Origin of the sequence: Sulfurimonas sp., assembly GCF_016744025.1 — a bacterium.
In the GTDB taxonomy this organism is placed as follows: Bacteria; Campylobacterota; Campylobacteria; order Campylobacterales; family Sulfurimonadaceae; genus Sulfurimonas.
The window spans coordinates 1-11,088 of record NZ_JADGFC010000089.1 but is presented as its reverse complement, the minus strand read 5'-3'; the positions used below and the strand labels follow the sequence as shown (position 1 = coordinate 11,088).

The following is an 11,088-nucleotide window of genomic DNA, read 5'->3' as shown; positions in this document are numbered from 1 at the left end:
GAAATACCTTGGTTTCTTACCAATATACAGAAGTTTGCAAGGGTTTTCAAACCCCCCCCCCCATATTTTTAATTAAGTCGGAAATTCCTAATAACTGAATATTCTTCTAATTTATCGGTTTTAAATATATTTTTAAGGTGTTCATTTATAGTTGCTACATTTCTATCAAACAGTTTAGCTATTAGTTTTGTCATACTATTTCATCTGATACTTTTACTTCTATAGTATCTTATCTGTTAGCGGTTGTAAAAATTCTGCTGTTGAGTTTCTTATTGCTAGGTTTTTGTTCATTTTATCTGTCCTTTAGCACTCAATATTGAGAACAGCATCCATCTGGAATAGTTTGAGTTGGAACTATACTTTTGTTATCTTCTGTTCCGTAATAAGTTCACATTCTTGATATCCTTACAAGTTTTTCATTTTCTATAACTTCATAAACAATTCTATGTTTAATGTTTATCCTACGTGAAAATGAACCACTTAAATTTCCAACTAGCTTTTCATACGGTGGTGGCTTTTTAAATGGATTATTTTTAATAAGTCCAATTAATTTTTTTGCTTTTTTATCCAAGGAAGCAGATGAAAGCTTCTTAGCATCTTTAACGGTTTGTTTAGAATAAATAACTTTGTAGGCTACCATTCATATCTTCGCTAAATTCGCTGTTTGGAGCCTCCATAGCTTCTTTTATTGAAGAAGCCATACTCGGAATTGCATTCAAGAACAAAGTCTCCTCATCTTTGTTATACTGCTTGTAATTCTTTTCTAAGAAAAGCATTAATGAGTGTTTGGTAAGGTACTTTTTTTTCACTTGCTAGTTTTTTAAAAAATAAAACTATGTCATTATCTAATCTTAGTGAAACTGGTATCTTTTTAGGTTCATAAAACCTACCTCTCACACCATCTGAAAAATCGTATTCATCTTTCATTTCATAATCATCGAACTTTTCTCTTTGTTTAATGTTGCTCATAAAAAATCCTTTCTTTTTGATTTGCTTTTCTTGCACTTATTATTCTAATTATCTCTTCACCATTTTCGTCAAAAAACATATTAGCAACAACTAAGATTTTATCTTTAGTTGTTGTTCCCAATGTTACCCATCTTTCTTCAAAATAGTCAAAGCGATGGTCTAATTTTGAAATATGCATAGGATCTAAAAAAACTTCTTTAGCTTCATCAAAACTAATCTGATGTTTTTCAACATTTAAATTGCTTTTTTCATCACTCCATTCAAATTTCAAAATTATGCCTTTTATTGATATAGTTTTATTATAGCACTTCTATATTTACATTGTCAATACATGTGTTGTGAGTATAGCGACTAACTTTAATGATGCTCTGCGTTCACTGCTAGGCAATGATATATAGTTTTTTCTTTTGTATATATTTTATGTTTTCCTCGTTCCCAAGCTTCTGCTTGGGAATGAATACTGCAGTGACTTAGACTTTTATGTACATTCCCATCGAGGATGATGGGAACGAAGAAACATAACACACAAAATGTCACTTAAGTTAATCATTTTACTAAGTTAGAAATTTCTTTAAATACTGGGTTTTTTGCATTCACTGTTAACTCAAACAAAATCGATTCATATGTTGTTGGAATAACACCCGCTTGTACCAATCTCTCAATTGCCATAGTCGTATTGTACTGGGCTCTAGAAGATACACAATCGGTTACCAGTACTGGTTGTAGTCCAGCTTCTAGTAAATCTAAACAGGTTTGTAATACACATACCTGAGTTTCAATACCTGCAACAATTACCACTTTTTTACCCGCAGCCATAATTGCACTCATGGTAGGTTCATTTTTACAACAAGAAAAAGTTGTTTTTTCAAAATGAGGATCAGCATCAACCAACTCTCTTAGTGCAGGAATAGTCTCACCGATGCCTTTTTTATACTGCTCATTTACTATAAAAGGGATTTGGAGTAATTTTAACCCTTTTACTAAAGTAACTAAGTTTTTTTCAAGAGTCTCTTTGTTCTCCATATGTGGGAAAAGTCTCTCTTGAACATCAACCAAACAAAAAACTGCATCTTTTACATTTATTCTCATTATTTTAAATCTCCTCTAATTGTAGTAAACCCAAGTATATTCCAATCTTGTAAACCACTTCTATACCACATGAGTTTTTCTTTAGGGTAAGCCATTTTGATGAGTTCTTTAATCGCACGTTTAGACTGTACACACCAGCTTCCATTACAAAACAAAATAGCTGTTTTAGCTTTTGAAAAATCAAACTTATCATTAGCTAGTTTTTTGATGTTTAAAGTGTTTAAGAGTTTTTGAAAATCTTCTGGAAAATCTTCATCATAAGCTATGGTGTTATAAGGAATATTTACTGATGTAGGGATTGTTGAGTTTTCAAACCAATCTTCTTTTCTTGAATCTACTAAAACATATTTTTCAGGTTCTTTAATAGACTTTTTTATAAAGTCTAAAACTTCTAGTTCTGCTATGGTTTGAACATTTGAAATTTTTATAGGCTGAATGGAACCAAGTGTTGTGATAAAAGTTTTTTTACATGCTTGGGGAACATTTTTATTTGCCATATCTTGACTAAATACAGTCTCATGATTTATAGCCAAATCTAAACATTTTGGGTCTTGATGTCTTCTTATAACTACCTCTTTAGATTTGCCTTGGTAAGTATGTGTAACTTTAATATCTTGATATTGAAGGGTAGCTATGTTCTTAGCAAAAAGACTAAATGGTTGTAGTGTCATAAAAACAATAAATACTAAAAAAGTTTTCATAATCTTCCTTTTTATAAATCTCTTTAAATCTTATCAGTTATAAAATTAAATAGTAACTAACTAAATTTATTAAGTATGATATTTTATGTCTCGTTACACCTTCAACTATGTAGATGTTTGTATATCAAGCCTAGTTTGGATAGAATAATACTTTAATACAAAGGCTATATAATAGATATGCAGACAGTAGTAGATACCCTTAGAAAAAAAGGGAAAATTTATAAAAAAATGTTAGAAATCTCTCCCAAAGATTTAGCAATACGCAATAAAATAAAAATCTATAAAGCAACAGATACAACTGGTTATTTTTCAGCAATCTTTGCAGTTAGTCAAAAGAGCAGACTGCTTATGAAAGATGTACGTAAATTTGAAGAGATATTTACAAAACTAAAAATTTTTTGCGGACATAACTTTAAGCATAAAATCGTTTTTATTGATGCACCATTATGTTCTAAAGCAAAAGAAGCTTTTAAGAGCCAAGGCTGGAAAATTCAGTAATGCTTTTATGTGATATTGGCAATACTTCATACCACTTTTTAGAAGATGAAGTAGACTACAAAAAAGACACCCTCACTTTTGACCCCTCAAGTATAAAAGAAGAAATCCACTATATCTGTGTAAATCCAAAAGTAAAAACTATTTTAAAAGGTTTAGAAAATTGGATAGATATCTCAAGTAAACTAGATATGAGTAAATACTATGAGACTATGGGTGTTGACAGAATGCTTGCATCTGAGGCTATTGAAAATGGAATAATCATAGATGCAGGAAGTGCTGTTACTGTTGATATAGTTAAAGATGGAGTGTTTCAAGGTGGTTTTATTTATCCAGGATTAAATGCCATGAGCAATACTTATAAAAACATATCGTCTGCACTCGATTATCCATTTAACTTTGAAATTGAGCTAAATAAACTACCAAAAAACTCTGTAGATGCCATAAGCTATGGCTACTTAAAAACGCTTTACTCTGAAGTGGTTTCTCACGATATGGATATTATTTTAACAGGTGGAGATGCAAAAGAGTTTTCAAAAATCTTCCCAGATGCAAAAGTAGATGAAAACTTAATTTTTAAGGGAATGAAGAAAATTATTTCTCGATCATCACAAAACATTTAAAATATGAAGAATATACCCTACAATACATACCGTAGTTATATGATAAATATATATCATGCACCTTTATATTCTATCTCTGTTGATTTAGATTTGGGTTGTCCAAATAGAGAACTTGATGGAAGTGGAGGTTGTACTTTTTGTCCAGAAAATGGAGCAAGAGCAACTCAAAATCTAAATGAAAAAAGTGTTGAAGAGCAAATAGTTAAAGGGATTGAATTTGCAAAAAAAAGATACAAAGCAAAACGATTTATGCTTTATATTCAAGCTTACACAGGAACTTTTACCTCAGTTATAAAACAAAAAGAAATGTACTCTCATCTTTTAAAGCAATACGATTTTGATGCAATAAGCATCGGAACAAGACCTGATTGCATAAATGAAAGCACCCTTGAATATCTACAAGAGTTAAATTCTGAAATTGATGTACATATAGATTTGGGCATTCAAACCTTGAATGATGATACCTTGAAAAAGATAAACAGAGGGCATAATGCGCAATGCAGTATTGATGCTATAAAAAAATTACAAGCGTATGGTATAAAAGTTTTTGCCCATGTAATTGTTGGTTTTGAGGGTGAAAAAAGAGATGATTGGGTTAACACTATAGAAAAAATATGTGAGTTGAATATTGATGGTATCAAAATACATAACTTACATATAATAAAAAATACTCTTCTCTCAACTGAGTATGAAAAGAAAAAGTTTAAAACTTACAATGAATACGAATATGCAGAAGAGTTAATACATCTTTTAAGAATTATTCCTTCTCATATACCTATTATTAGGATTTCAACAGACACACCAAGTGATAATTTAATTGCACCAATTTGGAATATGCACAAAGGACAATTTAGCGAATATGTTATAGAACAAATGAATTACAGAGAAATAACTCAGGGTGATTTAATCCAAAAGAAAGAGCATAAGCTTGAAGATATTTCAAAACCTGTTGAACTATTGGATAAAAGTGTCTCTTTTTGGGACGAAAAGTATAAAAGCTACTACCATCCTAAAAGTGGTGCATATAGACAAGCAAAAGAGTTATTTATAGAAAAATCATCTCTAAAACAAAAACTAAAAACTAAAGATATAAACCTACTTGATGTTGGTTTTGGAATGGGATATAACTCTTTAGAATCAATTTCTTTAGTAAAAAAACATAAACTAAATATAGTTGCCTTAGATAACAATAAAAGTATTATTCTAAAAAGTTCAAAAGTTATTAAAGATAAAAATCATGAAAAGATTCTTCAACAAATTTATAAAACTGGATTTTATGAAGAGACTAATTATTCACTTGAATTGGTTTTAGGTGATGTTAGATACACACTACAAAATTTAAAAAATAAATTTGATGTAATATTTTTAGACTCATTTAATCACATAAATAATCCTTCACTTTTAAGTATTGAGATTTTTAAAATATTAAAAACTCTTCTAAAAAGTGATGGAGTATTGGTTTGTTCTACTTCTAGTGAAGCAGTAAGAGTAGCATTAAGTCAAGCGAAATTTAAAAGCGAAATTTCTAATCTAATAAATAGTGATATTAAAGGAATTTTTGCAGTACATGGAAATGAAACCGTTGAAGGTGTGCCATACAAAGATCCTTTCTTGATTTACAGAGATAAACAGATAGTGACAAATAGAGAAAAAGAAGTAAAACTATTAAAATCTAGACTGTAAATATTTACTTAAATATAACTCTTTATTATTAGATTTTGTTTTATTTATTGTGCAAAGAAATAAGTTATTTAAGCTAATTTTATATGTACTCATAAAACATTCATAATCCATTTAGATAATATTTCTAACTCTTGATTATTTATTTTTTTAAAAGTTGGCATAACAGCACCATTTGAGTTTTTCCACTTTTCTTTACTTCCATTTTTTATACTATCTATCATAGCATCTTCATCATTTTTATACTTTTTTGCAATATCTATAAAGGAAGGTCCAACTTTCCTTTTGTCTATACCATGACATCCTAAGCAGCTGTTTTTTATAGCTATTTTTTTTCCTGGAGCAAGTGCGTTATAGGCTGCTTTTTCTTTTTGTACTTTTGCCAAAGTTTCTTGAGTGAAATAAGTAAACATATATGAAGAAATAGCTTTTGCTTCATCTGTGGTTAGATTATATTGTTGAGATGGCATAAGACCATACCTTTTTAAACTATCTTTATCACAAAATGATTTTTCAAAAGATGGATTAAAAATATAATCTGTTACAAATTCTATGGCTTTTGTTGCTCTTTGGCTTTCATCTTGTGGTTTTACAAAATTATATACATGAAATGATACAGCCATCATGGGTGGAGCTAGTTCATCATCTGAGATAAGAGGAGGCATATTAATATCATGACAAGTTGCACACTTAAGTTCTAATAATTCTTTTCCGTCAAGCTTTTTACTTATTTTTTTATTCTCACAAGCTGCAAATATAAGTAATAAAGAAAGTAAAATAATAATTTTAATCATAAGATAGTCTTTTAAATAATATAAGTAAGTATAATTATATTCTAATTAAAATAAAGTTAAAAAGTAGATGTGAATTTCAAACTAGATTGTTCCATTATCTCACTAGATGAAGCAAATTAATTTGAAAGGGCTTTATTTTAAGGGGATGAATAAGATATTTTATAAATATAAGATTTTACACATGCCCTTACAAAGAGCATGTATTGTAATAATTATTTGTTTCTTAAAAGACGTCTATCTCCAAGAATAGCATCCTTTGTTGGAGCTTTTAACCACGCTATGATATCTTTAGCCATAGTTGCAGTACATCCACCTAAAACAGCACATGAAGACTTATATGCACCAAAAAAACCGCCATTAGAACGTCTTGCTACTTTGAATGAAGCTATTTTTTTATCACCTTCAAAAAGTTCACCACTAGCAATAACAAATTTATTATGTCCTATAAAAGCATTTCCACTACTTACAGCATCTATAATATTTAGTTTTAGTATATTCTCATCACTGTTAGGCTTTCCATCAAGGATAACTTCAATGTTGTTTTTCTCAGCAACAATTTTTACACTATCTAACAATCTTGTTCCCAAAGCACATTCTGATTGTATATTTTCAGCGATAAATTTGTCCACTGGAATATTTGTATCTAAGTAAATCTTGTCTACATTTTTGTAAATAACGACAGGTTTAGGAGTTGTTGCTTTTCCACCACAACCACTTACAGATAATATTAATATAACTGAAGAAGCTAATAATATAATTTTTTTTAACATGTTGGAGACCTCTTTTTATTAAATATAATTTTAGATAGTTATATTAGAATCTAAAAAATATAGTATAGTGTAGTAATATTAAATGAGAGTTAAAATAGAGGGACATTTTAGTAACTATGAAAAGCGTAATAATATACTAATTTAATATATTAAAATAAACTCATAAAACTTTGAGCTACATTTAGATAAAATGCAAAAAATAATAAATATATATAAGGGCATAAAATGCTAACAGTTGCACTTCCAAAAGGTCGTATTGCTAAAGAAACTTTAGAAATATTTGAGACTATATTTGGTGATAGTTTTAAGTTTGATGATAGAAAACTCATCCTAGATACTCCAAATTTTCGTTTTTTACTTGTAAGAAACCAAGACGTTGCTACTTATGTTTACCATCAAGCAGCAGATATCGGTGTAGTAGGACTTGATACATTAGAAGAGCAGGGACTCGACGTTATGCGTCTTCTTGATCTTAAACGTGGTATTTGTAAAGTGTCTATCGGTATGAGAAATGGCGAGAAACTTGATCTAAACAAACCTGACTTAAAAGTAGCATCTAAGATGGTTAACATCACTAAACGTTACTTTGAAGAACGTGCTGTATCAGTAGATATTATCAAGCTTTACGGTTCTATAGAACTAGCTCCAATCATCGGTCTTGCTGATATGATAGTTGATGTTGTTGAAACAGGTGCTACTATGAAGCAAAATGGTTTAGAAGTAGTACAAGATATTATGACTTCATCTACTTACCTTATTGCTAACAAAAACAGCTATATCGCTAAAAAAGATGAAGTTTTAGATATCTATGAAAAAATAAATAAAATCATCAAAGCAGAGCAAAACTCTTAATGACAGACCATATGACGAACTTGGACTTATATGCAAAAGCTGAGCATCTTTTAGGAATAGAAGAAGCTACTGAAGCCCTTTATGATCTGTACCGTTCAGAACTAGATGAGTACAAAATTAAGACTCTTTTAGATGTTGGTTGTGGTCGTGGCGGTTTTATGCAACGTATGATTAGTGACGGTGTTGAGTGTAAGGGTGTTGATCTTAGCGCAGTTATGGTTGATGAGTGTAAAGCACAAGGTTTAGATGCCGAGTGTATAGATGTTACAGATGTTGAAGGTAAGTATGACGCAATTGTATCTATCTTTGATGTTTTAAACTTTATGGATAAAGATTCACTAGTTAAGTTTTTAGATGCCATTGCTTTAAAACTAAATGATGATGGAATATTTATCGCAGATATAAACACTCTTTATGGATTTAGTGATGTTGCAGAAGGTACCATGAGTACTGAGAATGACAAAGAGTTCTTAGTCGTAGATGCTGAGTTTGTTAATGATGAACTTAACACACAGTTTACTCTTTTTGAAAAAACTGATGATAAGTATATAAAACATCAAGATATTATTATTCAGTACTTTCATAAAATAAAGACTTTCCAAAAACTAACAAATCTTAAACTAATAGAGAAGCAAACTTTTTCTCTTTATGACACTGAGGACAAGACACTACTAATCTTTAAAAAAAAATAATACTAAAAAAGGCTTAAGTCATGAAGTTTAGAATGTGGTTTGAAAGTAGAGTCTCTCTAGTAAGTGAGATGCATACACAATTACTTCTAGAAGATGAGATAGAACTCTTGCACAAGTATCGTGTAAATCTTCGAAAACTTTATGCTTGTAGTGAAACCTACGTTAAAAATATAAATAAACACTCCTCAAAAAAACTCTCAAAACTTATCAAAAAACTTTTAAAGCCAACTGCACTTTTACGAGATGTAGACCTTTTTTTAATTGAGATACAAACTCTAAAATGTTCTAATGTATCTAAAGTTAAGTTAGATGCTATCATGAAGAAAAAAAGAGAAAATGCTTTTAAAATACTAATGCAAACTCTTTGCAGTGATGAATACAAAAAGAGTTTAAAACTTCTTATTATGATGACGAAAGAGACAGAGTTTTTTGTCTATGAGACACACAAAATTGATGTGCATAAAATTATCTCAGAAGTAGAAAAAAGTAGATATGAAGAGCTTTCTTGTATTAATATGCAAACTTCATTTGATTCTCTTCACAATCTTAGAAAAGAGTTTAAAAAGTTTCGTTATGCACTTGATATATATGAGCAGTGCTTTTCTCACAACAAAGATATGAATTTTGATTTTGTAAAACTAAAGAGACTTCAAGGTTTTTTTGGAGAGATTCAGGATAACTTTGTGAGATTAGAACTTGTAAAAAGTGTAAAAGAAGAACTAGATGAAGCTGAGTATTTAGAGTTTCATAATAACTATGAGTTAAAGTTATTTACTTCAAAAAAAGCGCTATTTAAAAATTTTGATATACTATAATATTAGGAGTTCTATATGAGTCATAAATATAAGACAAAGATAGAAAAAATATTTGAGCACCCAATTTCTGGAAATATAGATGTAAAAAGGCTCATTTGTGCATTAGAGCATTATGGTGTTGAGATAGAAATAACTAAACATAATAAAGCGAAAATGAGTTTTAATGAAAAAGAATTTGTAATGGCTCTTTCTCATAGAAATGATCTCTCCAAAGACTCCGTATCCAAGTTGCGTAACTATTTAGAAGACGTTGGTATAACACCAGACACCATATAAAGGAAACCTGTCATGAACGGCAACATAGTTGTAACATATAAAATATTGTGTGATTCAGATGTCAACACAAGTGTAAGACTTAGAGAGTTACTCTTAAATGAGAAAGTATCTAAAGCAATCAAAAGTGAGTTTGCAAAAGGCTTTAGAAATATTGAGTTGGTTACAACTAGTGTAGAAGCTTCACTTATAGTTGAAACTGCTAAAGAATTACATACATTTGAAGTTTCAAAAGATGACTTTGCAGATATCCTTGTTTTAGCTGAAGAAGATGCAACAGAAAAGAAGTTATTTAAAAAAGATTGTAGCCGTGTTGAGTTAGTTGATATTGAAACATTTATCTAGTTTTTTTCTTTTTTTACTACTCTTCCTTCAAGGATGTAGTGATAATGCTAGTGTAAATATCTTCGATGAAAAACTATCTAAAACAAAAATAGAGTGTATGAGATTAGTAGTCTTCCCTCCAGATGAAGAAGTACAAAAGAAGCTTACAGAGCTTTATAGTTTTGATGAATCTTGTGCTATTAAACTTGAAGTCTCACTACAGAGAGGAATAGTCTGTAACTCCAATCAAAACAGCGATAAAAAAGCACTTTCAAACTTCCCTACAAGCTATCTGCGTATGCAAGTATCTAAAAATAGACAACTCTTTTATAGTTATTATATAGATCTAATAGATAGTGCAAGTGCCCAAGATGCTAAGAGAATAAAAAAAGATTTAATCTTTTGACACACATAAAGCAAATATGCAAATTATGTGACTCAAATACAACTCTTATAAATGATGATAAAAAAAGCAAAAATTATTATAGATGCATGGAATGTGATTACATTTTTATGGATGATAAAAACCACCTAGATGCAAGTCTTGAGAAGAAACACTACGATAATCACCATAATAATTTAGAATCACTTGGTTACGTAAAAATGTTTGAAAACCTGATAGAAGAGTTTGTAATACCAGAATCTAAAAATATAAAAACAGCTCTTGATTTTGGGTGTGGAGAGGGTGAAGTTTTGCCTATTTTACTCGAGAGAGTTGATATACCTTGTGATAGATATGATCTATTTTATTTTCCTAAAAAAGTATATAAAAATAAAAAGTATGACCTCATTGTCTCGACTGAGGTTCTAGAGCATCTAGCTAATCCTCTAGAAACTTTAAGAGAGTTACTCTCGCATCTGAACAAAGATGGATACTTGCTTCTTATGACATCTTTTCATCCAAGGGATAGTGAAAAGTTTTTAAAATGGTTCTATATACAAGATATGACTCATATAGGTTTTTTTAGTATTAAATCATTTGAGTGTTTAGCTTCTATGCTAAACTTAGAG

17 protein-coding genes are annotated in these 11,088 nt (G+C 29.8%); 10 read left to right on the top strand and 7 right to left on the bottom strand.

The window, feature by feature from the left end:
* Nucleotides 1-388 precede the first annotated feature (388 nt).
* The 5 genes from QZZ48_RS11440 to QZZ48_RS11420 all read right to left on the bottom strand — a co-directional run bounded on the left by QZZ48_RS11440 (nucleotide 389) and on the right by QZZ48_RS11420 (nucleotide 2,759).
* Nucleotides 389-640, bottom strand: a complete 252-nt coding sequence (locus QZZ48_RS11440) for a Txe/YoeB family addiction module toxin (protein WP_294965870.1) — start codon at nucleotides 638-640, stop codon at nucleotides 389-391.
* 101 nt (nucleotides 641-741) lie between these two features.
* Nucleotides 742-969: a BrnA antitoxin family protein gene (locus QZZ48_RS11435; RefSeq protein WP_294965867.1), complete on the bottom strand. Its 228-nt coding sequence runs from the start codon at nucleotides 967-969 to the stop codon at nucleotides 742-744.
* Nucleotides 956-1,240, bottom strand: coding sequence for a BrnT family toxin (locus QZZ48_RS11430; protein WP_294965865.1), 285 nt, complete (start codon nucleotides 1,238-1,240; stop codon nucleotides 956-958). The genes QZZ48_RS11435 and QZZ48_RS11430 overlap by 14 nt, the downstream gene beginning before the upstream one ends.
* Nucleotides 1,241-1,515: 275 nt before the next feature.
* Complete coding sequence (locus QZZ48_RS11425; RefSeq protein WP_294965864.1) at nucleotides 1,516-2,058, bottom strand: hydrolase; 543 nt, start codon at nucleotides 2,056-2,058, stop codon at nucleotides 1,516-1,518.
* On the bottom strand, nucleotides 2,058-2,759 hold the full coding sequence (locus tag QZZ48_RS11420) for a rhodanese-like domain-containing protein (protein ID WP_294965861.1): 702 nt from the start codon (nucleotides 2,757-2,759) through the stop codon (nucleotides 2,058-2,060). The genes QZZ48_RS11425 and QZZ48_RS11420 overlap by 1 nt, the downstream gene beginning before the upstream one ends.
* Before the next feature lie 177 nt (nucleotides 2,760-2,936).
* On the opposite strand from QZZ48_RS11420, the gene QZZ48_RS11415 reads away from it, so the two are divergent.
* The 3 genes from QZZ48_RS11415 to QZZ48_RS11405 are packed head-to-tail and all read left to right on the top strand — an operon-like array spanning nucleotide 2,937 to nucleotide 5,560.
* Entirely contained in the window at nucleotides 2,937-3,257 is a 321-nt protein-coding gene (locus tag QZZ48_RS11415; RefSeq protein WP_294965860.1) for a hypothetical protein, read from the top strand.
* Nucleotides 3,257-3,877 carry a type III pantothenate kinase gene (locus QZZ48_RS11410; RefSeq protein ID WP_294965857.1) on the top strand — a complete coding sequence of 207 codons (621 nt, stop codon included), beginning with the start codon at nucleotides 3,257-3,259 and terminating at the stop codon, nucleotides 3,875-3,877. The genes QZZ48_RS11415 and QZZ48_RS11410 overlap by 1 nt, the downstream gene beginning before the upstream one ends.
* Nucleotides 3,878-3,880: 3 nt before the next feature.
* Nucleotides 3,881-5,560, top strand: a complete 1,680-nt coding sequence (locus tag QZZ48_RS11405; RefSeq protein WP_294965854.1) for a TIGR01212 family radical SAM protein — start codon at nucleotides 3,881-3,883, stop codon at nucleotides 5,558-5,560.
* 89 nt (nucleotides 5,561-5,649) lie between these two features.
* Here the strand turns inward: QZZ48_RS11405 and QZZ48_RS11400 are convergent, their stop codons facing one another.
* Both QZZ48_RS11400 and QZZ48_RS11395 read right to left on the bottom strand, forming a co-directional pair.
* Nucleotides 5,650-6,351, bottom strand: a complete 702-nt coding sequence (locus QZZ48_RS11400; RefSeq protein ID WP_294965851.1) for a c-type cytochrome — start codon at nucleotides 6,349-6,351, stop codon at nucleotides 5,650-5,652.
* A 212-nt stretch (nucleotides 6,352-6,563) separates the two neighbouring features.
* A complete protein-coding gene (locus QZZ48_RS11395) occupies nucleotides 6,564-7,121 on the bottom strand; it encodes a hypothetical protein (RefSeq protein WP_294965848.1) in 558 nt (185 codons plus the stop codon).
* A gap of 225 nt (nucleotides 7,122-7,346) precedes the next feature.
* Between QZZ48_RS11395 and hisG the strand changes: the two genes are divergently transcribed.
* The 7 genes from hisG to QZZ48_RS11360 all read left to right on the top strand — a co-directional run.
* A complete protein-coding gene (gene hisG, locus QZZ48_RS11390) occupies nucleotides 7,347-7,973 on the top strand; it encodes an ATP phosphoribosyltransferase (RefSeq protein ID WP_294965845.1) in 627 nt (208 codons plus the stop codon).
* Nucleotides 7,973-8,665, top strand: a complete 693-nt coding sequence (locus tag QZZ48_RS11385; protein WP_294965842.1) for a class I SAM-dependent methyltransferase — start codon at nucleotides 7,973-7,975, stop codon at nucleotides 8,663-8,665. Before hisG ends, QZZ48_RS11385 begins: the two co-directional genes overlap by 1 nt.
* A 20-nt stretch (nucleotides 8,666-8,685) precedes the next feature.
* A complete protein-coding gene (locus tag QZZ48_RS11380; protein ID WP_294965838.1) occupies nucleotides 8,686-9,480 on the top strand; it encodes a CHAD domain-containing protein in 795 nt (264 codons plus the stop codon).
* A gap of 15 nt (nucleotides 9,481-9,495) precedes the next feature.
* Nucleotides 9,496-9,756: a hypothetical protein gene (locus tag QZZ48_RS11375; protein ID WP_294965836.1), complete on the top strand. Its 261-nt coding sequence runs from the start codon at nucleotides 9,496-9,498 to the stop codon at nucleotides 9,754-9,756.
* Nucleotides 9,757-9,768: 12 nt separating this feature from the next.
* Nucleotides 9,769-10,098 carry a hypothetical protein gene (locus tag QZZ48_RS11370; protein WP_294965834.1) on the top strand — a complete coding sequence of 110 codons (330 nt, stop codon included), beginning with the start codon at nucleotides 9,769-9,771 and terminating at the stop codon, nucleotides 10,096-10,098.
* A complete protein-coding gene (locus tag QZZ48_RS11365; RefSeq protein ID WP_294965831.1) occupies nucleotides 10,082-10,483 on the top strand; it encodes a hypothetical protein in 402 nt (133 codons plus the stop codon). The genes QZZ48_RS11370 and QZZ48_RS11365 overlap by 17 nt, the downstream gene beginning before the upstream one ends.
* The coding region (locus tag QZZ48_RS11360) for a class I SAM-dependent methyltransferase (protein ID WP_294965828.1) at nucleotides 10,480-11,088 on the top strand (609 nt) is incomplete at its 3' end. The genes QZZ48_RS11365 and QZZ48_RS11360, both read left to right, overlap by 4 nt.

Coding starts and splice junctions, on each gene's coding strand:
- QZZ48_RS11440 (WP_294965870.1), bottom strand. CDS start 640: ATGGTAGCCTACAAAGTTATTTATTCTAAACAAACCGTTAAAGATGCT.
- QZZ48_RS11435 (WP_294965867.1), bottom strand. CDS start 969: ATGAGCAACATTAAACAAAGAGAAAAGTTCGATGATTATGAAATGAAA.
- QZZ48_RS11425 (WP_294965864.1), bottom strand. CDS start 2,058: ATGAGAATAAATGTAAAAGATGCAGTTTTTTGTTTGGTTGATGTTCAA.
- QZZ48_RS11420 (WP_294965861.1), bottom strand. CDS start 2,759: ATGAAAACTTTTTTAGTATTTATTGTTTTTATGACACTACAACCATTT.
- QZZ48_RS11415 (WP_294965860.1), top strand. CDS start 2,937: ATGCAGACAGTAGTAGATACCCTTAGAAAAAAAGGGAAAATTTATAAA.
- QZZ48_RS11410 (WP_294965857.1), top strand. CDS start 3,257: ATGCTTTTATGTGATATTGGCAATACTTCATACCACTTTTTAGAAGAT.
- QZZ48_RS11405 (WP_294965854.1), top strand. CDS start 3,881: ATGAAGAATATACCCTACAATACATACCGTAGTTATATGATAAATATA.
- QZZ48_RS11400 (WP_294965851.1), bottom strand. CDS start 6,351: ATGATTAAAATTATTATTTTACTTTCTTTATTACTTATATTTGCAGCT.
- QZZ48_RS11395 (WP_294965848.1), bottom strand. CDS start 7,121: ATGTTAAAAAAAATTATATTATTAGCTTCTTCAGTTATATTAATATTA.
- hisG (WP_294965845.1), top strand. CDS start 7,347: ATGCTAACAGTTGCACTTCCAAAAGGTCGTATTGCTAAAGAAACTTTA.
- QZZ48_RS11385 (WP_294965842.1), top strand. CDS start 7,973: ATGACAGACCATATGACGAACTTGGACTTATATGCAAAAGCTGAGCAT.
- QZZ48_RS11380 (WP_294965838.1), top strand. CDS start 8,686: ATGAAGTTTAGAATGTGGTTTGAAAGTAGAGTCTCTCTAGTAAGTGAG.
- QZZ48_RS11375 (WP_294965836.1), top strand. CDS start 9,496: ATGAGTCATAAATATAAGACAAAGATAGAAAAAATATTTGAGCACCCA.
- QZZ48_RS11370 (WP_294965834.1), top strand. CDS start 9,769: ATGAACGGCAACATAGTTGTAACATATAAAATATTGTGTGATTCAGAT.